Below are 25,681 nucleotides of genomic sequence, written 5' to 3' on the forward strand. Positions count from 1 at the left end.
AGCACTTGCCCCATCTTTACGATCTCCTCATTATCGCCGCGATACACACTTTGCCATGAAGCTCCGGGCCGGTTTCCGGCCCTTTTCCCATCGCTAACACATGAACCGTTATTGCCGTTTCCATAACACCACCACGACAGCCAACAGAGTCAGTCCGATGGCAAACACTGCAACCAGTGACCAACCGCCATGCATCCAGGCAGCCATCGCACCAGTGGAGCCCAACGCGCCCCCTAGGAACATCCCCCCCATAAACAACGTGTTGATTCTGCCTCTGGCCGCCTCCCGCAGGCCGTAAATCACATGCTGATGGGCAACGAGCGCACTTTGTACCCCCAGGTCCAGCAAAATGACCCCGACAATCAGACCGGTGACGGAAGTCCAGATACTAAAAACACCCCATGACAACAACGTCAGCAGCACCCCAGCGATAATCACGGGTCGGCTCCCTACACGGTCGGCCATGCGTCCGGCAAACGGCGCAGCAGTAATACCCGCGACACCGATCACACCAAATAGTCCGGCCACCGCCGCACCCAGAGGATGGCTACCCACGCTGAGATACAGCGCCAACACACTCCAGAATGCACTGAACGAGGCAAACAACACGCCCTGAACAAAAGTCGCTTTGCGCAACGCACGTTCTTCCCGCCATAGTGTCAGCAGGGAACGCATCAGCGTGACGTAACGAACAGATTGTTCGGGCACGCAAGCAGGCAACATTCTGGCCATGAATGCGCCACCGGCCAGTGCCAGCGGCACACTCAGCCAGAACATCATCCGCCAGCCAGCCGCGTCAGCAACCAATCCAGCCACGGTACGGCTCAGCAGAATACCGCTCAACAAGCCACTCATCACCGTACCCACCACCGCTCCTCGTTGGCCAACACCACTCATTGAGGCGGCAACCGGTATAATCTGCTGAGCAGCGGTGGCACCACATCCAATCAGCACCGAGACTATCAATAATAGCGGCGCGGACGGTGACAGCGCTGCCAACGCGGACGCCAGCGCCAGCAATAGAAATTGCCAGACAATCAACCGACGCCGATCAAATTTATCCCCCAGCGGCACCAACAACAGTAATCCCAGCGCATAACCCAACTGGGTAGCGGTGGGAATCAACGCTATAGCACGACTGCCGGGGAAACTGGCCGTCATCACTTCCAGCATGGGTTGGTTGTAATAAATATTGGCAACGGAAATGCCACTGGCCGCTGCCATGGCAAAAATAAGTGGTTTACCGAGCGCGGATGACGTCCGAACGTCTGTTCCACTGAGTAATGTGCGCATGATGATACTCATCTGGTTAATGACTACCGAAAGTGGCAGACCTGTCAGACAAAGCATAAGGAGATAGACTTCATCCCGGTAGAAAGGAAAACAACATAGCATCTATTCCATAATGGAATAGATGCTACTTATTCAGTCCAAACCCGACAACACACCGGTCACGCTACCTGCGACAAAATCAGTGAAGGCTCTGGCCCGGGCAGATGTCAACCGACCACCCGGATACACCGCCCACAAATCCATCGTCCCAATGTGCCAGTCATCCAACGCAGTAACAACGCGTCCATCGGCCAGTTCCGGCGCAAACATCCATTCAGAAGCCACCGCCAGACCGTCACCCGCCAGCACCGCTGTCCGCACACCCTCGGCAGCAGAAACCCTGATTCGGCCAGCAAGGGTAACCCAACGCTGCGTATTACCACGACTGAACTGCCAACGGCTGGGAGTATCAGCTTGCAAGTAAACCACGGCATCATGACTCGTCACTTCATCTGGCGAATGCGGTGTACCGTGCGTGGAAAAGTACTCAGGTGTCGCCAGCAACCGCATCGAACAAGTATCGATTCTACGGGCTGTTAGCCCGGAATCTTTCAATGCTCCCAGGCGCAGCGAAATGTCAATGCCTTCGGCAATCAGGTCTACTGGGCGATCATCCAAAATCATGTCCACCTTAAGATGTGGGTGCGCAGACATAAACTCATGCAAATGCGGCATGATATGCAACCGGGCAAACGTCACCGGCGCGCAAATGCGTAAACGTCCAGACAACTGCGTACCACCATGGCGCACGCGGTCTTCCGCCTCCCGGATCATATTGATGGCTGGCGCAATATGTTTATAGAACTGCTGTCCCGCTTCGGTTGGCGTCAGTCCACGGGTAGAGCGCAGCAATAAGGTTACTGAAAGCTGCCGTTCAAGCTGCATGATGGCTTTAGAGATCGCCGGTTGGCCAATCCCCAGACGTTTGGATGCTGCAGAGAACGACCCACATTCAAAGACACAAACAAACGTTTCCAACGTACCCAAACGATCCATTTTTCACCTTTTATCAACAAATAATCATCAACCACACAATAAATGGTTACTTTTTATTCTTCTTAAGTCTCTCTTAATGGTATGTGGCTAGCATGCAGCTATCACATTCAGAGAGATAGCTCTATGACCGTTAACGCACCGTACCATTTATTCTGGGCTGACAACGCTACTCGTCAGGAAACCTGTCGTAAATTCATCCAGCATGAATATCAACGGGAGTTCGATGCGGTGATCCCTCACTTTCTGCCTTATCTGCTGGGTATGACCCAGGCGGACGGCACGCTGGTGGCTGCTTGTGGCATTAAGCCGGCCACAGAAGGGAAACTTTACCTGGAGAGCTATCTGGATGCACCAATCGAAGACGTCGCGCACCAGCAAAAAGGCATAGAGATTTACCGCAGCGGATTGGTGGAAATCGGTAATTTCGCCACCATTAATGGCAGCAGTAATGCCCGTATCATGTTTGCGGCGCTGTGCCTGGTATTAAACCAAAGCCACTTTCGGCACATCGCATTCACCGGCACCCGAAAGTTGCGCAATATCTTTTCACGCCTGAGTCTGTCTCCGATTGAACTGATGGAGGCCAGACCAGAGCAACTGGATGATGCAACCTGCTGGGGCAGCTATTACACCCAGCATCCACAAGTCATGATGGGCGATCTGATCCATGGTCATGAAGTGTTAAGTAAAAACAGTTTATTACTTTCACTTTTTGATTCGATTCCCTCGTTTCCCTTCAACACTCAGGAATTGAAACATGACGCTTTTTGCCGCAATTAAACACTGGGCCACGACGTCCCCTGAACGCATCGCATTAAATAACGGCGAACAGCAACTAACTTACCGCCAGTTGAATGAGAAAATTAATAATCTGGCGCAGTTATTTACGCAACAAGGCATCACCCGCCTCGCCCTGCAACTGGATAACAGCATCGAATGGGCACTGGTGGATTTAGCCTGCCTGAAGGCGGGAATTATCATCATTCCGATGCCGCTATTTTTCAGCCAGGAGCAGCAGACATGGTTGTTGGAAAACAGCGGTGCCGACGCGCTGATTGGTGCGGAACGATCCGGCTGGGAAGCGACACCTATTGGTAGACTGCCCTTGTACCGATATCAACCACAGCAGGTGCCGGCAGTACCGGCCGGCACCGCTAAAATCACCTACACCTCCGGCACCACGGGTCAACCCAAAGGCGTCTGTCTGAGTCTGCGTGGAATGGAACGCACCAGTCAGTCACTGGCCGAGCGTATTGACCATCTTCCGCTTCATCGCCACCTGACCCTGTTACCTTTCGCCACCTTGCTGGAAAACATCACCGGGTTGTACGTTCCGCTGCTGCTAGGTGCGGAAAGCGTCATTCTTCCACTGCATCAGGTGGGGTTTACGGGTTCCAGCCAGTTCTCCATTGATATTCTGGCGCAGGTATTGAGCCAGTGGCGTCCTCACAGTCTGGTACTGGTGCCCGAATTACTACGATTATTAACCAGCCTGGCAGGCAAAAATCGGGAATGTGTTTCCTCACTGTGTTTCGTCGCCGTAGGTGGGGGCAAAGTAGCTCCTGACCTGCTACAGCTAGCCCGTCAAGAGGGTATTCCGGTTTATGAAGGCTACGGATTATCCGAGTGTGGCTCTGTCGTTTCTCTCAATATTCCCGGTGATGATCAGCCTGGCAGCACCGGACGTCCGCTGCCTCACTGTGAAATCTCGTTCTCCGCGCAACATGAAATTCAGGTAAAAGGCGCGTCCATGCTGGGTTATCTCGGCGGTGATACCGTGCCGGAGAGCATTGCCACTGGTGATCTCGGCCGGCTGGATGACGCTGGTTTTCTGCATGTTGACGGACGTCTGAAAAATGTACAGATCAATGCATTCGGGCGCAATTTTTCACCGGAATGGATCGAGACTGAAGCCATGCTGTATTCCGCCATTTCCCATTTGGTGGTATTCGGTGATGGCCTGCCCGTCAATGTGGCGCTGGTACATCCTGTCCCCGGCAAAGAAAAAGATCTCTCAACCCAAATCGATACACTAAATGAAAAACTGCCGGATTATGCTCGTATCCACCATTTTATTGTCACCAACTTATCCAACTCTGCTTTGATGACCAGTAATGGCCGCCTGCGTCGTGCTGCTATTTATTTACGGTTTCAGGAGCAAATTCAACGTGCTATTCAGGAGTAAGACATGGGTTTCTATCAACAATTACAAACCAGTACGGCTTCATCGCAGCAGAAAATGATGTCCGCCCCGGTCATTGAAGCGTGTCGTTACGGCAATATCACCCGTGAAATGTATATCGCTTTCCTGACCCAGGCTTATCACCACGTCAGTCATACCGTACCGCTGTTGATGGCGGCAGGTAGCCGATTGCCCATGAGTTATGAATGGGTGCTCAGCGCCATCGCTGAATATATTGACGAAGAGTACGGCCATCAGGAGTGGATCCTGGATGATATCCAGGCCTGTGGCGGGGATGCGCAAGCGGTACGTCACGGTCATCCTCATCTCTCGATTGAATTAATGCTTTCTTTTCTTTATGACCGCATCAATCGCGGTAACCCGATGAGTATTTTCGGCATGGTACACGTTCTGGAAGGAACCAGCGTCAATATCGCCACCAGCGTCGCCGAACAACTGGAGCAAGGTCTGAAATTACCGGCCAGCGCCATGAGCTACCTGCGTTCTCACGGTTCACTGGATCAGGAACATCTGAAGTTTTTCGCCTCGCTAATGGATAAGGTCAGCGAGCCACATGATCAGGAAGCCATCGTTCATTCCGCGCATGTTGTTTATCAACTGTATGGTGACATGTTGCGCAGCCTGACGGAGCGCTAACTCATGGATCTCAAAGACAAACGCATCATGCTGACCGGCGCCAGCGGTGGTATCGGTCAGGCATTGGCTCATGCGCTGGCCGCCAAAGGAGCGAAGCTTTATCTGGTTGGTCGCCATGAGCAAGCACTGCTGACCCTGCAAAGCCAGTTACCGGAACCCAATCACCATAATATTCTGCTGGCGGACCTCTGTGACGAACAGGATCGTAACGCACTGGCGGAGTGTTTCCCCGCCCCCACGCGGCTGGATATATTGATTAACAATGCTGGTACATCCACCTTCAGCCTGTTTGAACATCAACGGCATGAAGACATCCAGCACCACATCGCCCTGAATGTGGAAGGGCCGATGCTACTGACCCAATCCATGCTCAATAGCATGAGCTCGCCGGGTATTATCATGAACATTGGTTCAGCGATGGGTGGCATCGGTTACCCCGGCTACAGCGTCTATTGCGCGACCAAATTCGCTTTACACGGCTTTAGCGAAGCGCTCCACCGTGAGCTCTCGCCACAGGGAATCAACGTGCTGTACCTGGCCCCTCGGGCTACAGACACCCCACTAAACTCCCCCGCCGTTAACGCCATGAATAAAGAACTGGGCAACAAAAGCGATCGTCCTGAATGGGTGGCGGCACAGATTGTTACAGCTCTGGAGAAAGAGGCCGTACGACGCTGGCTTGGTTGGCCGGAAAAGTTTTTCGTCAAACTGAACGCACTACTGCCATCACTGGTGGATGGCGCCATTATTCGTCAACTTCCGATCATTCGCCGTTACGCTCGCGGCAAGCATAAATAGAGATAATGTATTGCATGAAAAAATTATTTATCTCCGCCTGTCTGCTGGTGCCAGGTCTGGCCCATGCAAGTGGCTCACTGCCGGACATTCAGAAACAGTGGGCGATATGCGAGTATAGAACCCTCAGCTCCCAGCAAGACAATTGCTTTTCCACACTGGGATCAAGAGTACAAAGCCTGGTGAGTAGCCAGCCGACAAATGCCAAATATCTAATCTGGTCCGCGATTGTAGACAGCAGTTGGGCTGGCACCAAAGGCGGTTTAGGTGCGCTGAGTTTGGTCAAAAAAGCCAAGGGTGCTCTGGAAAAAGCAATCGCCCTTGATCCTAACGCATTGGAAGGTTCAGCTTATACCAGTCTGGGGGTCTTGTATTATCGGGTGCCGGGTTGGCCGATTGGCTTCGGTGATGACAAAAAAGCGGAACAATATCTGCAAACCGCGCTGAAAATGAACCCGAGTGGTATTGATCCCAACTATTTCTATGGTGACTACTTGCTCAAACAGGGACATAAAAAAGAAGCAAAACAGTACCTTACTATTGCACTGGCAGCGGCTCCCCGCGCGGGAAGAGAAATTGCCGATCAAGGGCGTAAAGACGATATTCAGAAAGATTTGGCGCTGCTTAAAAAATAGCGATGATACATCAGGGCATCGGCCATTCATGGCTGGTGTCCCGTTGAAAGAGAATGCAGCCAGTCCCCATCCATGTATTCCTTCTCGGCAGGTTCCGCGGCTTTGATTTCGGTATTGGTCAGAGGAGTCGTTATACGGGCCATCGTAGTTATACGGCGTGGTATAACTAAACCTTCCGGCTGTAAACGGGTGATACTGATAGATAACAGGCAATAAAAAACCCGCCAATCCAAGCTGGATGCGGGTTTCTTTGTACTTTCCGGCGATATCCGTCTATTCCAGATGCCTGCCGAAAGTCGATTTGGTCGGTGAGAGAGGATTCGAACCTCCGACCCCTTCGTCCCGAACGAAGTGCGCTACCAGGCTGCGCCACTCACCGAATGCGGGGCGCATCTTACTGCTACCTCTGAAAGGCGTCAATCCCTTTTTAGCGAAAGCCACAACGCGGCAGCTAAAGTGCCTGAATCACCAATAATCAGCGCTATCAGCATGCTATGCCAGTGATTTTCATCAAAGTGTTGGCTTCGCTTATCCTGCTTGGATCTATTATTGCCACCGCTAGCTAATGTATCGACATCTGTGGGTCTGGCTCGAGGATATCTATCACCAAGAATCACATCTTCATATACTGAGCATGGCGCTTAAATGATCAGCACTACCTCATGAGGCATGATTTTAGCGCACTCGCTGTTTTTTGGGTCAATTCCTTTGTAAAAATGTCATTTTATACCCTGTTGTATGAGCCAGTTAATGAACCGCACAATTTCAGGATGATACAAAAACTCCCGAATCCTTTGCGCTCTTTTCACACCAATCCCTTGAAATTGCTGCCACTCTTCTGTTGTCCGACGTTGTAGCTGCTGCCATGAGCGTTCATCCAATGCCTTCAAGGCAGCCCGGGGGACAGGGATCCCTAACGCCTGTAACCACAGTTGTAGTGGCTGTTGTCGGGTCAATTGGAACCGCTGGTAAATCCTGGCTGCCTGTTTCTCACCAACGCCAGCAAAGCTGCCAATCTGTTGCTGACTCAATGTCAACCATGACAGAATATCCGGCAGTTTCCCCTGTTGCATGAAACGCCGCCACATACCGTTACTTACACCTTTAATGTTCAAGCCGAAGTTCCCGCTTAACCAGACGAGACGAGACAGGAACTGCGATTGACAGACAAGACTCCACTGAAAACAGCTAAAATCATTGAACAGTGATTGTTCTGGAGCCTCAACAGGCTGACGCACCGAACTCCGCCAAACGACCTTGTCCAACCGGGGAATACCTTGTCCCGCCAAACTGATACTCACTTGATCGCCCGGTAATACATCCCATTGTTGCCAGCGGGATACCGAACCCACGTTCACACGGCTGACAGATTTATCATCCAGGTGTAGTGGCTCAAGATTCAGCACGACCGTTATTTTCCCGGTGCGGCCAATCTCGAAATCGACACCATTTACATTCGTAACTTGGCTGACCAACGGATATTTCCAGGCAATTGCCCAGTCAGCAGGGGTATTCTGCCAGTAACGGCCTTGTGGTTCCTTCTCCTGACGGATTACGACACCATCGGTGACAAAAGGCAGCGGTGCCCGATACCAGTTATCACGCCATGTTTCCGCCTCGGACAACATTGATATTGCATGGGTATATTCTGCTGTCAGGCCGAAGCCCATCTGCCGTAGTTGCATAAGACGTTGCGGCATGGCATCTGGCCCATCAGGCCATTCCCAAATAAAAATCCCTATTTGCGATAACACTGCGGAAGGCTGTTTGCGACGCATTTCACCGGCCACAATCGAGCGGGCATTAATACCACCGGCTTGGGATTGTCGGTGTTCCTTCACCTGAAGGTACAATTCTCCCTGTAGCACCAGCGACTTCTGGGTATCCCCTATCTGCTGTGGAACCGAAGGCATTTGCCGCACTTTCTCCGTCCAGTCTTCCCCTTTAAGCCCATTACCCCGACTAACGGCAGAGACCAGCCTTCCCTGGGCATAAACCAATGTCACCGCTACACCGTCTATCTTGGGCTGAATCCATAAATTATCGTGCTGCGCTATCCACTGTCGAAGCTCATTAACCTCCGTGAGTTTTTTCAAACCCGTATGAGCAACCGGATGTGACTTTTTACCATCATCCGGCAGGTGAACAGGAAAAGGTACGGCTTGTGGTTGAAAACAGCCTTGCCACACCGCCAGTTTTTTTCGCAGTTGATCATAAATCTCATCGTCCACCAGACTTTGGCCCGATTCATAGTAGGCTTTATCCCAGTGCGCCAGTTGCTGCTCCAGTATCTCAATTTCATGGTTGGCTTGCGTTGACGCCCAATCAGGACACGGCATTGAAGCCATGGCAGACAGATTGAGCAAACCAGTCAGCAAGGTAGTAACCATCCAATATCCATATTTCATCTTTCCCTCTCCCAGGCTGGATAACCGATGGCAGTAAAACGCAATCTGTAAAAAGGAACGAGCGGACCATAAGTAAAATGCAAAAGGGTTCGCAAAGTAGACAACGGGTTTATGAAACAGAAAAAAAGATTGGGAAAAAGTACGCAGCAAACCGAGACAAGGCTTGGTGGCTGGGGTTTCAGGTGACATAAGCTACAGACATACAGCAGGAATGGTTACATAACGCGACTGACGGCAGCACGATGTGTATAATACGATTAAGAGTCTTTCCATCAGACACTGGCACAACTACCACTGCTATTTGGAAATAGAGGCGATACAGGCGTTTTGCTGCATCGATTATCTCAACCACCGTAACCGTAATAGAAACATTCACTATGGTCCAAGGCACGTTATATATTGTTTCCGCACCCAGTGGGGCCGGGAAATCCAGTTTGATCCAGGCATTATTAAAAACACAGCCGTTGTACGATACGCAGGTATCGATTTCACATACTACCCGGGCGAAACGGCCAGGTGAGAATAACGGTGAACATTATTTCTTCGTTTCGACCGATGAGTTCAAACGGATGATCGAGAATAATGATTTTCTGGAGTACGCTGAAGTTTTCGGCAATTATTACGGTACATCTCGCGTTACTATTGAACAAATTCTGTCAACCGGCGTCGATATTTTTCTCGATATAGACTGGCAAGGTGCACAGCAAATCCGCACCAAGATGCCGATGGCCCGTAGCATCTTTATTCTTCCTCCATCTAAAGAAGAATTGGAACGCCGCTTACGTGGCCGCGGCCAAGACAGCGAAGACGTCATTGCCCGCCGCATGGCTCAAGCGGTTGCGGAAATGAACCATTACGCCGAATACGATTATTTAATTGTGAATGATGATTTCAATCTGGCCCTGATGGATTTGAAAACCATTATTCGCGCCGAACGCTTGCATTTGAGTCGGCAGAAAGTACGGCATGGCGCTTTAATCACCAAACTATTGGCAGACTGACGACACTTTCAGTATGATGCCCAGTCATTTTATTTCCTGTGGAGTAGCACATTATGGCACGCGTAACTGTTCAAGACGCTGTAGAGAAAATTGGTAACCGTTTTGACCTGGTGTTGGTCGCTGCTCGTCGCGCCCGTCAGCTTCAGATCGGTGGCAAAGATCCGCTGGTACCAGAAGAAAACGACAAATACACGGTTATCTCACTGCGCGAAATCGAAGAAGGATTGATCACCGCTCAGATTCTGGATACCCGTGAACGTCAGGAACAGCAAGAGCATGAAGCCGCAGAAATTCAGGCGGTTACCGCAATTGCTGAAGGTCGTCGTTAATTACAGAACGAGTCGCCCTTGTATCTGTTTGAAAGCCTTAATCTGCTGATTCAGCGTTATCTGCCAAAAGAGCAGATAAAACGTCTCCAGCAGGCTTATCTTGTTGCTCGTGATGCTCACGAGGGACAGACTCGCTCCAGCGGTGAGCCCTACATCACCCACCCTGTCGCTGTTGCTTGTATTCTTGCTGAGATGCGTCTCGATTACGAAACATTGATGGCAGCGCTGTTGCACGATGTAATTGAAGACACCCCCGCCACTTATCAGGACATGGAACAGCTCTTTGGCAAGAGTGTTGCTGAACTGGTGGAGGGCGTCTCCAAGCTCGACAAGCTGAAATTCCGCGACAAGAAAGAAGCTCAGGCAGAAAACTTCCGCAAAATGATCATGGCGATGGTGCAGGATATCCGCGTCATTTTGATCAAACTGGCTGACCGAACCCACAATATGCGCACACTGGGCGCCCTACGTCCCGACAAGCGTCGCCGTATTGCCCGTGAAACGCTGGAAATCTATAGCCCTCTGGCCCACCGTCTCGGTATTCACCACCTGAAAATCGAACTGGAAGAGCTGGGATTCGAAGCGCTTTATCCTAATCGTTACCGCGTGATTAAAGAGGTCGTCAAGGCCGCCCGTGGTAACCGTAAGGAGATGATCCAGAAAATTCTTGCCGAGATTGAAGGACGCCTGACAGAAGCGGGTATCACCTGCCGCGTCAGTGGGCGGGAAAAACACCTTTATTCTATCTACTGCAAGATGCATCTGAAAGAACAGCGCTTCCATTCAATTATGGATATTTACGCCTTTCGGGTAATCGTAAAAGAAGTCGATACCTGTTATCGCGTATTGGGTCAGGTGCATAGCCTATACAAACCCCGACCTGGCCGGGTGAAAGACTATATTGCCATTCCCAAAGCCAACGGCTATCAGTCACTACATACATCATTGATCGGGCCGCATGGCGTCCCCGTCGAGGTACAAATCCGCACCGAGGATATGGACCAGATGGCAGAAATGGGTGTCGCAGCACACTGGGCCTATAAAGAAGGTGAAAGCAGCAGTACCACGGCACAGGTTCGCGCCCAACGTTGGATGCAGAGTCTGCTGGAACTACAGCAAAGTGCAGGTAGCTCGTTTGAATTTATTGAAAGTGTGAAATCCGATTTATTTCCAGATGAAATTTACGTGTTCACACCCGAAGGCCGTATTGTTGAATTACCCGCGGGTGCTACTCCGGTAGATTTCGCTTATGTCGTGCATACCGATATCGGTCATGCCTGCGTGGGTGCCCGAGTCGATCGTCAACCCTATCCGTTGTCACAGGCACTGGCCAGCGGGCAAACCGTTGAAATCATTACTGCTCCAGGCGCGAGACCAAATGCGGCCTGGCTGAATTTTGTCGTCAGTTCCAAAGCACGGGCTAAAATCCGTCAGATGCTCAAAAACCTTAAGCGTGATGATTCCGTCAGTCTGGGCCGTCGTCTGCTGAGTCACGCGTTAGGCAATGGGCGCAAGCTTTCCGATGTTCCCGAAACGAATATCCAGCGTGAACTGGAAAGAATGAAGCTGCCTTCACTTGACGATCTGCTGGCAGAAATCGGACTGGGTAACGCCATGAGTGTCGTAGTGGCGAAGAACCTGTTGGAAGAGCATTCGGAACTGAACGATGCCGGGATCCGCAAACTGCCAATTAAGGGTGCGGATGGCGTACTGGTGACGTTCGCCAAGTGCTGTCGTCCTATTCCGGGGGATCCGATCATTGCCCACGTCAGCCCAGGTAAAGGATTGGTCATTCACCATGAATCCTGCCGTAATATTCGTGGTTACCAGAAAGAACCCGAGAAATTTATGGCCGTAGAATGGGACAAAGTGACCGAACAGGAATTCATGACGGAAATCAAGGTGGACATGTTCAACCATCAGGGTGCGCTGGCCAACCTGACAGCCGCTATCAACGCCGAAAATTCCAACATCCAGAGTATTAATACGGAAGAACGGGATGGCCGGGTATATAGCGCCTTTATCCGTCTCACCGCGCGCGACCGTATTCATCTTGCGAACATCATGCGTAAAATCCGCGTGATGCCCGATGTGATTAAAGTTAACCGTAACCGAAATTAACCTGTTATGACCTCAGAACGTTATGCGCGCATCCGAGAAATGCCCAACCACCAGCCTGATCTGGCGGTATGTATGGAGCCGGTGCATAGACCACATAATGTTTCAGCCTTTATCCGTATCGCTGATGCCGTTGGCGTACACCTGACGCATACGGCATGGCCGACCAACCGCATTTCTGCCAAAACAATAGACTTTCGTTATGTCGATTACACCTGCCCAACGTGCAACTTGCTAAGTCAGAGAAAGACCAGCATATCCTCCGCTCGGGCTGAAAAAGAGCAACAGCGACTGTTATTTGAAAGCGATTATCCGGTTTTAGCCTGCGTGGCGAAACGCAAAGGATTTCCGCGACCGTATATTGGCCATCACGGTCAGGTCATTGCCGACTCGCCTTGGTCAGCCATACAATCGACGAGGCAATAATGCACGGCCGCCTGCTGAACGCCCAACCGCTGAGCACCCTTGCCGGCGTAGGAGCAACCCAGGCGGCGAAACTTGCCCGTATCGGCCTGGAAACAGTAGAAGATCTGTTACTTCACTTACCGTTACGCTATGAAGACCACACTCATCTTTATCTCATCAATGACCTGCTGCCGGGTATTTATGCCACGGTAGAGGGTGAGATATTACGTTGTGATGTGACTTTTGGTCGCCGCCGAATGCTGACCTGCCAGATCAGCGATGGTAGTGGCATGCTGACATTGCGTTTTTTCAACTTCAATGCGGCAATGAAAAATAGCCTGTCACCAGGACAACGGGTGCAGGCTTATGGTGAAATTCGACGCGGTAAACTTGGTGCCGAAATCATTCACCCCGAATACCGGGTTCAGGGTGATAACACACCAGTAGAATTGCAGGAAACCTTGACGCCGGTGTATCCCACCACCGACGGTATTCGTCAGGCCACGCTGCGCAAACTGACGGATCAGGCACTCTCACTGCTGGATACCAACCCGATTGACGAGCTACTGCCGCAGGAGCTCAGTCACACGCTTATCAGCTTGTCCGATGCACTGCGCATATTGCACCGACCACCGCCAGACATGCAATTAAGCGAACTGGAGCAAGGCAAGCATCCGGCTCAGCAGCGATTAATAATGGAAGAACTGCTGGCCCACAATCTGAGTATGCTGGCGGTACGCGCAGGTGCGCAACGCCACCAGGCATTACCACTACCGCCCGATAACAGCCTCAAGCTACGTCTGTTAGCCGCCTTGCCATTCACACCCACTCAGGCACAGGAACGGGTGGTGGCAGAAATAGAAAACGATATGAGCCGGCCATTCCCGATGATGAGACTGGTTCAGGGGGACGTCGGTTCTGGCAAAACCCTGGTCGCGGCCCTCGCCGCGCTAAGAGCGATTACCCACGGTAAGCAGGTGGCGCTGATGGCCCCGACCGAACTTCTGGCAGAACAGCATGCCAATAATTTCCGCCACTGGTTTGCACCATTGGGTATTGAGGTAGGTTGGCTGGCGGGTAAACAGAAAGGTAAAGCTCGGCAAAACCAACAGGATGCCATTGCCAGCGGTCAGGTTTCCATGGTGGTGGGAACGCACGCGATCTTCCAGCAACAGGTGCAGTTTAACGGACTGGCACTGGTAATTATTGATGAACAGCACCGTTTCGGCGTGCATCAGCGGCTGGCATTGTGGGAGAAAGGTGAAGAGCAAGGATTCCATCCTCATCAACTCATCATGACCGCTACACCCATTCCGCGCACGCTGGCAATGACAGCTTACGCTGATCTGGATACGTCGATCATTGATGAGCTACCTCCCGGCCGGACACCAGTGACCACCGTGGCAATTCCTGATTCCCGACGCAGCGACATTGTTCGACGAGTTGAACATGCCTGCCAGCAGGAAGGTCGCCAGGCCTATTGGGTTTGTACGTTGATTGAAGAATCCGAACTGCTGGAAGCGCAAGCAGCAGAAGCCACCTGCCAGGGGCTGCGGGAAGCGCTTCCCGGACTGACTATCGGACTCGTGCATGGCCGAATGAAGGCACAGGAAAAACAGGATGTCATGGCGGATTTTAAGCAAGGCAACATCCAACTGTTGGTGGCCACGACAGTAATCGAAGTAGGGGTCGATGTTCCTAATGCCAGCCTGATGATTATCGAAAACCCGGAACGACTGGGACTGGCACAACTTCATCAGTTGCGGGGACGTGTAGGTCGTGGGGCCATCGCGTCTCATTGCGTCCTGCTTTACAAATCACCGCTGAGCAAAACGGCCCAAAAGCGCTTGCAGGTACTACGCGACAGCAACGATGGTTTTGTGATTGCACAACGGGATTTGGAAATCCGTGGCCCCGGCGAACTTCTGGGTACCCGGCAAACCGGTAACACCGAATTCAAAGTAGCTGATTTACTGCGCGATCAGGCATTGATCCCTCAGGTACAACGGACCGCACGACATATCCACGAAAACTATCCCGAACACGCCAAAGCGCTAGTCGAACGCTGGCTGCCAGAACGAACGCGTTATACCAACGCGTAAACACGCTCTCGTTAACGGCCGTCGCTATCCCTATTAATTATAATGAAATTGTTGACTCCCTTCCTTTCAAGATAGAAACGCTGTTCCGCAAACGATTGCTTTTGTGAAGCAGATCATTAAAATGCGCTTTTTGTCGTTCAGGAGTGCCAGACGCCATGAGTACCACCACCACCGAGCATCTTCAGGCAGAATCAACCGCCGCAACCCAGCACAGTGAACTGATTTACCGTCTGGATGACCGGCCTCCTTTGCCGCAAACCTTATTTGCTGCCTGCCAGCATCTGCTGGCGATGTTTGTAGCCGTGATTACACCCGCATTGCTGATTTGTCAGGCACTTGGTTTACCCGCACAGGATACCCAGCACATTATCAGTATGTCGTTGTTCGCTTCCGGTCTGGCCTCCATTTTACAAATCAAAACCTGGGGACCGGTAGGTTCTGGCCTGCTATCAATCCAGGGCACCAGCTTTAACTTTGTTACCCCGCTGATTATGGGGGGAATGGCGCTGAAAAATGGCGGAGCGGATGTGCCCACCATGATGGCAGCCCTGTTCGGTACGCTGATGGTGGCATCTTGCACCGAAATTCTGCTTTCCCGCGTACTGCATCTGGCACGCCGCATCATTACCCCGTTGGTTTCCGGCATTGTAGTAATGATTATCGGTCTGTCACTGATTCAGGTCGGCCTGACGTCTATCGGGGGTGGCTTTGCCGCCATGAGCAATCACACATTTGGTGCTCCCAAAAATCTGTTACTGGCGGCCATTGTGCTACTGGTGATCATTCTGCTTAATCGCCAGCGCAACCCATATCTGCGTGTTGCATCGCTGGTTATTGCTATGGCTGTAGGCTATATCGTGGCCTGGCTGATGGGGATGTTGCCTGCCGCCGCACCCGCTGGCCAGAGCACACTCATTATGGTGCCAACGCCACTCTATTACGGCCTGGGTTTCGACTGGAACCTGTTGATTCCATTGATGCTGATATTCATGGTGACATCACTGGAAACCATCGGCGATATTACCGCCACCTCCGACGTATCAGAACAACCGGTAAACGGCCCACTGTATATGAAGCGGCTGAAAGGCGGCGTATTGGCCAATGGACTGAACTCCATGCTTTCCGCCGTATTCAACACCTTTCCCAACTCCTGTTTCGGGCAAAATAACGGGGTTATCCAGCTCACCGGTGTCGCCAGTCGCTATGTCGGTTTTGTTGTTGCACTGATGTTGATCGTCTTGGGACTGTTTCCGGCAGTGAGCGGCTTTGTGCAGCATATTCCAGAGCCGGTACTTGGCGGAGCAACCATTGTCATGTTTGGTACTATCGCCGCTTCTGGGGTACGCATTGTCTCTCGTGAACCACTGAACCGTCGCGCCATTATGATTATTGCACTGTCGCTGGCAGTCGGTCTCGGCGTATCTCAGCAACCATTGATTTTGCAATTTGCACCAGACTGGCTGAAAACCCTACTCTCTTCGGGTATCGCCGCTGGGGGAATCACCGCCATCGCGCTGAATCTGGTGTTCCCGCACGAGAAAGAATAAGCGCCAGCTTCCAGAAATTTTTCATCTAACATTATAATAAGGGTCGATGATGCAACATCGACCCCTATTTATTGTCTGTAAGATGATTATCTATTGAGCCTACCGGGTAATTACGGCATAAAGCATATATATACCTGACGACTGGCATGGACTTACGCAATGAAATTTATCGGGAAATTGTTTCTCACTCTGCTGTTATTGGCCTTGTTGTTACTGGTGGTGTTCTACGTATTAATGCAAACCGCGTGGGGAGCAAACTGGGTCACCAAGTGGGTGAATCAGCACACCGAGTACCAATTATCATTAGGCAAAATCGATCATAATTGGTCTTCTCCCAGCCATATTCTGTTGCAGGATGTGATTTTTGGTCATAAAAATCAGCCAGCTACAATAGTCGCAAAACAGATCTCCATCGGACTAAGTATCCGCCAGATTACTGACCCCAGTCACATTACCAGCCTGCAACTGAAAGGCGGAACCCTCAATCTGGATCAGACCAAAATCACACTGCCAATCGATGCCGATACGCTACAACTAAGCGATATGGCACTACATGCACAGGATAGCAACTGGCAATTGAATGGACAGCAGATAAACGGCGGTATTATGCCGTGGAAACCGGAAACCGGTTACTTGCTGGGTAAAAAAGCCAACTTTCAGCTCAGTGCCCGCTCTTTGATACTGAACAACATTCCGGCCAGTCAGGTACTGGTGCAGGGAGAAATCAATGGCAATCAGTTGGCACTGAACAACTTTGGTGCGAATGTCGCCCGAGGTGAACTCACTGGCAATGCTATTCGTACCGAAGATGGCAGCTGGCAGATCAACAATTTGCGACTTAGCAATGTGCGTTTTCAAACTAACCAGACACTGGCTGATTTCTGGCAGCCCCTGACTCAGCTTCCAGCACTGACAGTTAACCGTTTTGATCTTATTGGCGCCCGTATGGAAGGGAAAAACTGGGCCTTTAACGATTTGGATGTCACCTTGCAGAATGTAACATTCAAACAGAACGACTGGCAGAGTGAGGACGGTTCGCTGTCGTTCAACGCCACTGACATCATCAATGGCCAAATGCATTTGGTCGACCCCATTGTCAGCCTGGATCTATCCCCGCAAGGGCTGGCAATCAAGCAATTTTCTACTCGCTGGGAAGGTGGGCTATTGCGTACTGACGGCACCTGGCAGCGTAGTAACCACCGGTTGGATTTAAATGAATTTATTGTAGCGGGTATGGAGTATACCTTGCCTAGCGATTGGCGCCAGCGCTGGCAACAGGCATTACCTTCCTGGTTGTCGGAAGTGTTTGTTAAAAAGTTTTCCGCCAACCGTAACCTGCTGATTGATATCAACCCGGATTTCCCATTCCAGCTTACCGCACTGGATGGCTTTGGTAACAACCTGCTGCTGGCGCGCGATCATCAATTGGGAATATGGGGTGGATCACTGAACCTTAATGCCAGTGATGCCACATTCAACAAGATAGATGTCCGCCACCCGTCATTGGTACTGAATGCCAATAATAACCAAATCACACTCACCGATTTGAGCGCGTTTACCCAGACCGGACTGCTGGAAGCCAAAGGTATTATCAATCAGCAACCGACCCGGAATTTTACGCTGGAGTTAAATGGCAAGGCCGTTAATTTTGGCATTCTCTCCCATTGGGGATGGACAACACCGCCTGCGCTACCGGCAGGTGATAGCAATTTTCAGTTGCACCTGACAGGCAAACTGGACGCCAGCATGCCATTGAAACCTACACTAAATGGCATGTTACAAGGAATGGATGGAAAAGGACTCCCGATCCGACAGGAAATGCGTCAAGGTACCGTCTTAGAAAACACACCGACAGAACAAAACAATAACCAACAATAAAGCTATCACCAATTGAGTGACGCTGAGTTGGTTGATTTTCACTGCCAAGTGGATTCCGGTAATCGCTGGGGGATCCACTTGGTTATAACATATTGATTAAAATGATTTTATTGTGAAAATAATCATCGGGTAATAAAAGATTGAGCATTTGCTTTAACGAATGGCTGAGCCCCCTTCCTCCAGCGGCTCATCCGGCATCGCGGGTAACACGATGTAAACCCCTTGGAAAAGAGCACCTTTGTTCTCGTTTCCAAATAGTTCAACATCCAACTGTACCCGTGCCTTGCGCCCTCTGGCCAGCCGATCCAGATTGCCACTCAGTGACCCCAGATCAGCGACAGCACTTGGCCTGCCAGTTACCGGGGTACTATAACGGATATGCGCGTCTGCCAGAATAATGGTCCCCCCCAGTTGTCTCTCACGTAGTAACAGCCAGATCAATCCCCACCCCGTCAGGGTTGCCAGTGAAAACATACTGCCAGCAAATAGCGTTTGATGCGGATTCTGATTACCAACCTCCGGCATGGTGGTAATGAATTTCTGCCCGGTATACTGACTGATGCGCACACCCATTTTTTCACTTAACGGAATATGTTCATACCAGGCCTGCTGCAACTGACCGCACCAATCGGGACGGTGCAAAATATCATCCAGTGTCTCCACCGGTTTAATCATCAGAAAGTGGCGCACTGGTGTAGTCAATGGTGTCGTAATTTCGCCCTGATTGATAAATCCCAGTTTGGCAAAAAAATCCACAGCATCCTCACGAGCGCTACACACGACACGCTTAACCCCTTCCTGACGCGCCACCGACTCCAGCGCCATTGCCATCAACGTCCCCAGACCTTTACGGCGTACTCCCGGATGAACAGCCAGAAAACGGATGGAAGCCTCATTGTCAGCATTAATAGACAGTCGTCCCACCGCTACCAGTTGCCCTTGCTCATCAACAATCGTCTGATGATGCGCTAGCGCGTCATAAGCATCACGCTCAGATCCCAGTGGCTGATGCAACGGTTTACGCAACATTTCCCAGCGAAATTGATAGTAAGCATCAAGATTTTCGGCGCTTTCAGGCACTCTCAGGTGATACATAGACACAGCCTCGCTAAACAAAGAATTTCTACATCTGGCCTAAACCTGTAACCAGAAGGTTACTGGTCCATCATTCACCAGCGCGACTTTCATATCTGCAGCAAAACGACCAGTTTCGGTAGCAATACCACGCTCACGGCATTGCCCGATAAAATACTGATACAGGCGGTTCGCCTCATCCGGCGATGCCCCACGGGAGAAACTGGGGCGCATCCCCTTTTGCGTATCCGCTGCCAACGTAAATTGAGAAACTACCAGCAAACTACCGCCAGCCTGTTGAACATTCAGGTTCATCTTGTCATTTTTATCGCTGAAAATGCGATAACCAGCGACTCGCTCACAAAGTCGGGCCGCCTTTTTTTCATCATCCCCTTGTTCAACAGCCAGTAACACCAACAATCCCGAATCAATTTCACCAACCACCGATTCATCAACCGTAACACTGGCACCCGATACCCGCTGAATTAACGCGATCATAGAAACGTTGCAACTCCTGTTTAAAATACCTGAACGGCAGCGCATACTTCCGCGCAGGCAGCAGAATCAACAATATGAGCTATTTACTAAAAACGTTATATTTTTGGGCAAAAAAATCAGGGATTACCTTTCGGTCACTCACCAGTATCGACTGAATGCCAAGTTCAGAAGCCGCCGTCACATTAGCAATATTATCATCAAAGAAAATAGCATTATCCGCTGTGGCAGCTTCCTGGCGCAGTACATGGTGGTAAATATCCGCTTCTGGTTTGCGAAATCCGATTTCCTGAGAAAGGTACAGATGATCTACGGCTTGTTGTATTTGCGGATATTGAGTTGGCCAGAAATCACAATGCAAGCGGTTGGTATTGGAAAGGATGACCACCCGGTGCCCTTCCTGACGCAAACGCTGCATAATCTCCAATACTTCAGCTCGCAGAGAAACAAATATCGCTTGCCACCCCGTCGAGAACTGTTCAAAACTAAGGCTAATACCCACTTCATAACACACGCGAGATGCGAATTCCTCATCACTGATCTCGCCACGCTCATGCCGCTCAAAGGTGTCCCCCATAACGAAACGTTCGCGTAACATTGCTAGCGGTACGTTACCAAGATGGCTCCACACACCGAAAACCCGATTAAAATCAATGTCGATGATGACATTGCCCAAATCAAATATATACAGCATGTTTCCTCCCGATTTAACCATAGATTCTCACTTTAGTGGGAAAAATCAGAACTGAACAGCATAGATGATCAAGATAATAATGAGATTGAAAATGGTGCAACATACAGAGAACTAACTGAATAAAGAAAAAAGGCCCCAAAATGGGGCCTTCTGGCGAAGCAAAATAAGATGATTAGTCTTCTTTTGTGGTGCGATTAGCGCGACGGCGATCGTTTTCCGTCAAATGACGTTTGCGAAGACGGATGGAGTGCGGAGTCACTTCCACCAGTTCGTCATCATCAATAAATTCAAGCGCCTGTTCCAGAGACATTTTAATCGCCGGTACCAGTGTCGTGGCTTCGTCAGTACCGGAAGCACGCATGTTGGTCAGCTTCTTACCCGTCAGGCAGTTCACTGTCAGGTCGTTAGAGCGGGTGTGAATACCGATGATCTGGCCTTCATACACTTCAGCACCATGGCCCAGGAACAATTTACCGCGATCCTGCAAGCTGTATAGCGCATAAGCAACGGCTTTACCCTGCCCATTGGAGATCAATACGCCATTCTGACGCTGGCCAATTTCCCCCGGACGCACATCATCATAATGGCTAAAGGTGGAATACAGTAGACCCGTACCCGACGTCATGGTCATAAAGTCGGTACGGAAACCGATCAATCCACGGCTTGGAATCACGTAGTCCAGACGCACACGGCCTTTGCCATCAGGGATCATGTCTCGCATGTCACCTTTACGTATACCCATGGCTTCCATCACCGAGCCCTGATTCTGCTCTTCGATGTCCAACGTCACTTGCTCAAATGGCTCCTGACGACGACCATCAATAGTACGGAAGATAACTTTCGGACGGGATACCGCCAGTTCAAAACCTTCGCGACGCATATTTTCAATCAATACAGACAGATGCAGCTCACCACGGCCTGAAACACGGAATGCATCTGGATCTTCTGTTTCTTCCACGCGCAGTGCTACGTTATGCACCAGCTCTTTGCGAAGACGGTCCAGAATCTGACGTGAAGTCACAAACTTACCTTCTTTTCCGCAGAACGGTGAAGTATTGACGCAGAAGAACATGGTTACTGTCGGTTCGTCTACCGTTAACGGTGGCAGCGCTTCAACAGTAGAAGTATCGCAGATGGTGTCGGAAATATTCAATTCACCCAGGCCGGTAACCGCCACAATGTCGCCCGCTTCTGCCAGCGTACTTTCAATACGTAGCAGACCCATATGACCAAGTACCTGACCCACTTTACCGTTACGTACTTTGCCCTGGCTGTCGACAATACTAACCTGCTGGTTTGGTTTCACCACACCACGCGAGATACGACCGATACCGATAACACCAACATAGTTGTTGTAATCTAACTGGGATATCTGCATCTGGAACGGGCCGTTGAGGTCGACTTTAGGTGCTTCAACGTATTTTACGATGGCTTCAAACAGCGGAGTCATGTCGTCCGCCATATCATTATGATCCAGACCCGAAACACCGTTCAGTGCGGATGTATAAACAATCGGGAAATCCAGTTGCTCATCAGTCGCGCCAAGGTTAACAAACAGGTCAAAAACCTGATCGACAACCCAATCTGGACGCGCGCCCGGGCGGTCAACCTTGTTGATCACCACAATGGGTTTCAGGCCATAGGCAAAAGCTTTCTGAGTCACGAAACGCGTCTGCGGCATCGGGCCGTCCATCGCGTCCACCAGCAGCAGAACCGAATCAACCATGGACATCACGCGCTCAACTTCACCGCCGAAATCGGCGTGACCTGGCGTATCCACAATATTAATACGGTAGTTATTCCAGTTGATGGCGGTATTTTTAGCGAGGATAGTAATTCCACGCTCTTTTTCCAAATCATTGGAGTCCATGACACGTTCGGTGGGATCATTACGATCATCACCCAACGTACCGGACTGTTGCAGCAACTTATCGACCAGGGTGGTTTTCCCATGGTCAACGTGCGCAATAATAGCGATGTTACGCAAATTTTCGATCACAGCTTTGCCTCAGGCATTTTAGAAATAGCGCGCTATTGTACACGTATTAATCGAGGGACTAAACAGGATCACAAACATCTACCCTAAACAACCTGCCGTTGCCGGGTTTGTGATCACTTTCACGGTGCAATTACGCTACAAACGAGTTGTAACGCACCAAAATAGAGCATCAAGTTTAAAACAAAGCTCCATTTTGGTGCATTACACTATAATAGTGCAAAGGGGTATGACACAAAAAGCCAGCAGGAATGCCCTTTAGCACGAATTAAAAAAGTTGGCACACTTTTAGCTTTAGTTTACTCACGGTAACAACATCATTCCACAACGATATTCGTTCCACGACGATAAATGACACAATCGGGAGAACCAAGTATGTCTGCAGAAAATGTTTTGACGATGCTGAATGAACATGAAGTGAAGTTTGTTGATCTTCGCTTCACTGATACCAAAGGTAAGGAACAGCACGTCACTATTCCAGCACATCAAGTCAATGCTGACTTTTTTGAAGACGGCAAAATGTTTGATGGTTCTTCGATTGGTGGCTGGAAAGGTATCAACGAATCAGACATGGTATTAATGCCCGATCCGACTACTGCAGTTCTGGATCCTTTCTTCGAAGAAACCACACTGAACATCCGTTGCGACATTCTGGAACCAGCCACAATGCAGGGCTACGATCGCGACCCGCGTTCTATCTCTAAACGCGCCGAAGATTTCCTGCGCTCTTCTGGTATCGCGGATACCGTACTGTTCGGGCCTGAGCCGGAATTTTTCCTGTTTGACGATGTCCGTTTCGGCAGCAGCATTTCTGGTTCACACGTATCTATCGATGACATCGAAGCAGCGTGGAATAGCAGCAAACAATATGAAGGTGGCAACAAAGGCCATCGTCCGTCAGTAAAAGGTGGTTACTTCCCGGTTCCACCAGTAGATTCATCACAGGATCTCCGTTCGACCATGTGTCTGACCATGGAACAGATGGGCCTGGTTGTTGAAGCTCATCACCATGAAGTAGCGACTGCCGGTCAGAACGAAATAGCCACCCGCTTCAATAGTATGACCAAAAAAGCTGACGAAATTCAGATTTACAAATATGTCGTACATAACGTAGCTCACGTGTTTGGTAAAACGGCAACCTTCATGCCAAAACCAATGTTCGGTGACAACGGCTCAGGTATGCATTGCCATATGTCTCTGTCCAAAGACGGTGCCAACCTGTTCTCTGGTGATAAATACGGCGGTCTGTCTGAAACAGCGTTGTACTACATCGGTGGTATCATTAAACACGCGAAAGCCATTAATGCCTTGACCAACCCAACGACCAACTCTTACAAGCGTCTGGTCCCAGGGTATGAAGCACCGGTCATGCTGGCCTACTCAGCCCGTAACCGCTCTGCTTCGATTCGTATTCCAGTCGTTTCCAGCCCGAAAGCACGCCGTATCGAGGTCCGTTTCCCGGATCCTGCTGCCAACCCGTATCTGGCCTTCGCAGCTCTGCTGATGGCTGGCCTGGACGGTATCATCAACAAAATCCATCCTGGTGATGCCATGGATAAGAATCTGTATGATTTACCGGCAGAAGAAGCGAAAGAAATCCCAACTGTAGCGGGTTCACTGGAAGAAGCACTAAATGCGCTGAATGCCGACCGTGAGTTCCTGACCCGCGGTGGCGTGTTCACTGAAGACTCAATTGATGCTTACATCGAATTGCGTAAATCAGAGGACGACCGTGTTCGTATGACACCACATCCGGTCGAATTCGAACTGTACTACAGCGTTTAATAATCACGCGTCGACGGCAGGAGAGATACGATGATGTTTAAGCTGCCGTCACACAAAATTTTTATGTTTTGTTTTTGTTGCCGTGGAAACTTTTCAGCCCATCTTCGGATGGGTTTTTTTCTCCACCGGCGTCATATTGTCGCCACATAATATCTATCATTCAGAACATAATGCACTGACATAGTGCGGGAGTCTGCGTTATGGCAACAGGCACGCTGCCCGATGCTGGGCAGATCCTCAATTCTTTGATTAACAGTATTTTACTGCTGGATAAAGATCTGGCAATTCACTACTCCAACCCAGCGGCACAGCAACTTTTAGCGCAAAGTTCCCGAAAGCTGTCAGGGACACCGCTGCCGGAGCTACTAGGTTATTTCTCGCTGAATCTCGACCTGATGCGCGAAAGCCTCGACTCAGGACAGGGCTTTACCGATAACGAAGTTACCATCGTGGTAGATGGTAAGGCTCATATCATGTCGCTCACGGCCCAACGGATACAGAATAATTTCATCCTGTTGGAAATGGCGCCAATGGACAACCAACGTCGTCTAAGCCAGGAGCAACTACAACACGCCCAGCAACAAGCGGCTCGCGATCTGGTGAGAGGCCTGGCGCATGAGATCAAAAACCCACTTGGTGGGTTACGCGGGGCAGCACAGTTACTTTCCAAAGCACTGCCAGATCCTGAGTTGAGGGAATATACCAAAGTCATCATTGAGCAAGCAGATCGTCTGCGTAATCTGGTAGACCGGTTATTAGGACCACAACAACCTGGCTTGCACGTTACGCAGAGCATTCATCAGGTTGCCGAACGCGTATTCCAACTGGTATCTCTGGAAAAAGCAGACAATGTTACGCTGGTCAGGGATTACGACCCGAGCCTGCCAGAACTGACACATGACCCGGATCAAATTGAGCAGGTATTACTTAACATTACCCGCAATGCACTACAGGCTCTGGGGGAAGAAGGCGGCACCATCACTATCCGTACCCGGACTGCATTTCAATTGACGCTACATGGTGTGCGTTATCGTCTGGCAGCCCGTATTGATATTGAAGATGATGGCCCAGGTGTTCCGGCTCAACTACAGGATACGCTGTTCTATCCTATGGTTAGTGGGCGGGAAGGAGGAACCGGCCTGGGATTGTCGATAGCCCGGAATCTTATCGATCAACATTCCGGTAAAATTGAATTCAACAGTTGGCCAGGTCATACCGAGTTTTCGGTTTATCTGCCCATTCGCCAGTGAGG

Annotated in this window: 21 protein-coding genes and 1 tRNA gene; 14 read left to right on the top strand and 8 right to left on the bottom strand. The window is 50.4% G+C overall.

From position 1 onward, the window contains the following. Positions 1-108: 108 nt before the first annotated feature. Both RS889_RS23070 and RS889_RS23075 read right to left on the bottom strand, forming a co-directional pair. Complete coding sequence (locus RS889_RS23070) at positions 109-1,293, bottom strand: MFS transporter (protein ID WP_315711174.1); 1,185 nt, start codon at positions 1,291-1,293, stop codon at positions 109-111. A 132-nt stretch (positions 1,294-1,425) separates the two neighbouring features. Then, positions 1,426-2,328, bottom strand: coding sequence for a LysR family transcriptional regulator (locus RS889_RS23075; protein ID WP_315708833.1), 903 nt, complete (start codon positions 2,326-2,328; stop codon positions 1,426-1,428). A gap of 123 nt (positions 2,329-2,451) precedes the next feature. On the opposite strand from RS889_RS23075, the gene RS889_RS23080 reads away from it, so the two are divergent. From RS889_RS23080 to RS889_RS23100, 5 genes are read left to right on the top strand one after another with little or no spacing between them, the layout of a single operon-like run. After that, complete coding sequence (locus tag RS889_RS23080; protein WP_315708834.1) at positions 2,452-3,108, top strand: thermostable hemolysin; 657 nt, start codon at positions 2,452-2,454, stop codon at positions 3,106-3,108. Then, a complete protein-coding gene (locus tag RS889_RS23085) occupies positions 3,086-4,513 on the top strand; it encodes an AMP-binding protein (RefSeq protein WP_315708835.1) in 1,428 nt (475 codons plus the stop codon). Before RS889_RS23080 ends, RS889_RS23085 begins: the two co-directional genes overlap by 23 nt. Positions 4,514-4,516: 3 nt before the next feature. Next, positions 4,517-5,167, top strand: coding sequence for an iron-containing redox enzyme family protein (locus RS889_RS23090; RefSeq protein WP_021013812.1), 651 nt, complete (start codon positions 4,517-4,519; stop codon positions 5,165-5,167). 3 nt (positions 5,168-5,170) lie between these two features. Beyond that, complete coding sequence (locus RS889_RS23095) at positions 5,171-5,965, top strand: SDR family oxidoreductase (protein ID WP_315708836.1); 795 nt, start codon at positions 5,171-5,173, stop codon at positions 5,963-5,965. Positions 5,966-5,970: 5 nt separating this feature from the next. Further along, the gene (locus RS889_RS23100; protein ID WP_425475099.1) at positions 5,971-6,597 is read left to right on the top strand and encodes a tetratricopeptide repeat protein; all 627 of its coding nucleotides are present in this window, start codon (positions 5,971-5,973) and stop codon (positions 6,595-6,597) included. 302 nt (positions 6,598-6,899) lie between these two features. On the opposite strand, the gene RS889_RS23105 is transcribed toward RS889_RS23100, so the two are convergent. Continuing rightward, positions 6,900-6,976: transfer RNA gene (locus RS889_RS23105), tRNA-Pro, on the bottom strand. A gap of 340 nt (positions 6,977-7,316) precedes the next feature. Then, a complete protein-coding gene (ligB, locus tag RS889_RS23110; RefSeq protein ID WP_425475100.1) occupies positions 7,317-9,005 on the bottom strand; it encodes an NAD-dependent DNA ligase LigB in 1,689 nt (562 codons plus the stop codon). Between the two features lie 377 nt (positions 9,006-9,382). Here ligB and gmk point away from each other — a divergent pair, with 377 nt between their 5' ends. From gmk to RS889_RS23145, 7 genes are all read left to right on the top strand, one after another. Further along, entirely contained in the window at positions 9,383-10,006 is a 624-nt protein-coding gene (gene gmk / locus RS889_RS23115; protein ID WP_021013807.1) for a guanylate kinase, read from the top strand. Positions 10,007-10,059: 53 nt separating this feature from the next. After that, a complete protein-coding gene (gene rpoZ, locus RS889_RS23120; RefSeq protein WP_021013806.1) occupies positions 10,060-10,335 on the top strand; it encodes a DNA-directed RNA polymerase subunit omega in 276 nt (91 codons plus the stop codon). A gap of 18 nt (positions 10,336-10,353) precedes the next feature. Then, a complete protein-coding gene (gene spoT / locus RS889_RS23125) occupies positions 10,354-12,456 on the top strand; it encodes a bifunctional GTP diphosphokinase/guanosine-3',5'-bis pyrophosphate 3'-pyrophosphohydrolase (RefSeq protein ID WP_021013805.1) in 2,103 nt (700 codons plus the stop codon). Between the two features lie 6 nt (positions 12,457-12,462). Further along, a complete protein-coding gene (locus RS889_RS23130; RefSeq protein ID WP_315708838.1) occupies positions 12,463-12,879 on the top strand; it encodes an RNA methyltransferase in 417 nt (138 codons plus the stop codon). Continuing rightward, positions 12,879-14,960 (top strand): ATP-dependent DNA helicase RecG, encoded by a 2,082-nt coding sequence (gene recG / locus RS889_RS23135; RefSeq protein ID WP_315708839.1) that lies wholly within the window; start codon positions 12,879-12,881, stop codon positions 14,958-14,960. The genes RS889_RS23130 and recG overlap by 1 nt, the downstream gene beginning before the upstream one ends. Before the next feature lie 155 nt (positions 14,961-15,115). After that, a complete protein-coding gene (locus RS889_RS23140) occupies positions 15,116-16,507 on the top strand; it encodes a nucleobase:cation symporter-2 family protein (RefSeq protein ID WP_315708840.1) in 1,392 nt (463 codons plus the stop codon). Between the two features lie 159 nt (positions 16,508-16,666). Further along, entirely contained in the window at positions 16,667-18,385 is a 1,719-nt protein-coding gene (locus tag RS889_RS23145; RefSeq protein WP_315708841.1) for an AsmA family protein, read from the top strand. 153 nt (positions 18,386-18,538) lie between these two features. Here the strand turns inward: RS889_RS23145 and fabY are convergent, their stop codons facing one another. The 4 genes from fabY to typA form a co-directional block, all read right to left on the bottom strand. After that, the gene (gene fabY / locus RS889_RS23150) at positions 18,539-19,480 is read right to left on the bottom strand and encodes a fatty acid biosynthesis protein FabY (RefSeq protein ID WP_021013800.1); all 942 of its coding nucleotides are present in this window, start codon (positions 19,478-19,480) and stop codon (positions 18,539-18,541) included. A gap of 39 nt (positions 19,481-19,519) precedes the next feature. Then, positions 19,520-19,957 carry a D-aminoacyl-tRNA deacylase gene (gene dtd, locus RS889_RS23155; RefSeq protein WP_021013799.1) on the bottom strand — a complete coding sequence of 146 codons (438 nt, stop codon included), beginning with the start codon at positions 19,955-19,957 and terminating at the stop codon, positions 19,520-19,522. A 79-nt stretch (positions 19,958-20,036) separates the two neighbouring features. After that, positions 20,037-20,648 carry a glucose-1-phosphatase gene (yihX, locus tag RS889_RS23160; RefSeq protein ID WP_315708842.1) on the bottom strand — a complete coding sequence of 204 codons (612 nt, stop codon included), beginning with the start codon at positions 20,646-20,648 and terminating at the stop codon, positions 20,037-20,039. A 172-nt stretch (positions 20,649-20,820) separates the two neighbouring features. Next, a complete protein-coding gene (gene typA / locus RS889_RS23165; protein WP_021013797.1) occupies positions 20,821-22,647 on the bottom strand; it encodes a ribosome-dependent GTPase TypA in 1,827 nt (608 codons plus the stop codon). Positions 22,648-23,019: 372 nt separating this feature from the next. On the opposite strand from typA, the gene glnA reads away from it, so the two are divergent. Together glnA and glnL are read left to right on the top strand one after the other, a co-directional pair. Beyond that, positions 23,020-24,429, top strand: coding sequence for a glutamate--ammonia ligase (glnA, locus tag RS889_RS23170; protein ID WP_021013796.1), 1,410 nt, complete (start codon positions 23,020-23,022; stop codon positions 24,427-24,429). A 200-nt stretch (positions 24,430-24,629) separates the two neighbouring features. Continuing rightward, positions 24,630-25,679 carry a nitrogen regulation protein NR(II) gene (gene glnL / locus RS889_RS23175; protein ID WP_021013795.1) on the top strand — a complete coding sequence of 350 codons (1,050 nt, stop codon included), beginning with the start codon at positions 24,630-24,632 and terminating at the stop codon, positions 25,677-25,679. The last annotated feature ends 2 nt before the right edge of the window (positions 25,680-25,681 follow it).

The sequence above is a fragment of the Brenneria uluponensis genome (genome assembly GCF_032395385.1).
GTDB lineage: Bacteria > Pseudomonadota > Gammaproteobacteria > Enterobacterales > Enterobacteriaceae > Prodigiosinella > Prodigiosinella aquatilis.

Bases quoted from the DNA above. Each gene is read 5' to 3' on its own strand.
- RS889_RS23080 (WP_315708834.1), top strand. From the start codon at position 2,452: ATGACCGTTAACGCACCGTACCATTTATTCTGGGCTGACAACGCTACT.
- RS889_RS23145 (WP_315708841.1), top strand. From the start codon at position 16,667: ATGAAATTTATCGGGAAATTGTTTCTCACTCTGCTGTTATTGGCCTTG.
- yihX (WP_315708842.1), bottom strand. From the start codon at position 20,648: ATGCTGTATATATTTGATTTGGGCAATGTCATCATCGACATTGATTTT.
- dtd (WP_021013799.1), bottom strand. From the start codon at position 19,957: ATGATCGCGTTAATTCAGCGGGTATCGGGTGCCAGTGTTACGGTTGAT.
- fabY (WP_021013800.1), bottom strand. From the start codon at position 19,480: ATGTATCACCTGAGAGTGCCTGAAAGCGCCGAAAATCTTGATGCTTAC.
- gmk (WP_021013807.1), top strand. From the start codon at position 9,383: ATGGTCCAAGGCACGTTATATATTGTTTCCGCACCCAGTGGGGCCGGG.
- RS889_RS23085 (WP_315708835.1), top strand. From the start codon at position 3,086: ATGACGCTTTTTGCCGCAATTAAACACTGGGCCACGACGTCCCCTGAA.
- RS889_RS23070 (WP_315711174.1), bottom strand. From the start codon at position 1,293: ATGCGCACATTACTCAGTGGAACAGACGTTCGGACGTCATCCGCGCTC.
- glnL (WP_021013795.1), top strand. From the start codon at position 24,630: ATGGCAACAGGCACGCTGCCCGATGCTGGGCAGATCCTCAATTCTTTG.
- RS889_RS23130 (WP_315708838.1), top strand. From the start codon at position 12,463: ATGACCTCAGAACGTTATGCGCGCATCCGAGAAATGCCCAACCACCAG.
- RS889_RS23100 (WP_425475099.1), top strand. From the start codon at position 5,971: ATGTATTGCATGAAAAAATTATTTATCTCCGCCTGTCTGCTGGTGCCA.
- ligB (WP_425475100.1), bottom strand. From the start codon at position 9,005: ATGAAATATGGATATTGGATGGTTACTACCTTGCTGACTGGTTTGCTC.
- glnA (WP_021013796.1), top strand. From the start codon at position 23,020: ATGTCTGCAGAAAATGTTTTGACGATGCTGAATGAACATGAAGTGAAG.
- recG (WP_315708839.1), top strand. From the start codon at position 12,879: ATGCACGGCCGCCTGCTGAACGCCCAACCGCTGAGCACCCTTGCCGGC.
- RS889_RS23090 (WP_021013812.1), top strand. From the start codon at position 4,517: ATGGGTTTCTATCAACAATTACAAACCAGTACGGCTTCATCGCAGCAG.
- RS889_RS23140 (WP_315708840.1), top strand. From the start codon at position 15,116: ATGAGTACCACCACCACCGAGCATCTTCAGGCAGAATCAACCGCCGCA.
- rpoZ (WP_021013806.1), top strand. From the start codon at position 10,060: ATGGCACGCGTAACTGTTCAAGACGCTGTAGAGAAAATTGGTAACCGT.
- RS889_RS23095 (WP_315708836.1), top strand. From the start codon at position 5,171: ATGGATCTCAAAGACAAACGCATCATGCTGACCGGCGCCAGCGGTGGT.
- RS889_RS23075 (WP_315708833.1), bottom strand. From the start codon at position 2,328: ATGGATCGTTTGGGTACGTTGGAAACGTTTGTTTGTGTCTTTGAATGT.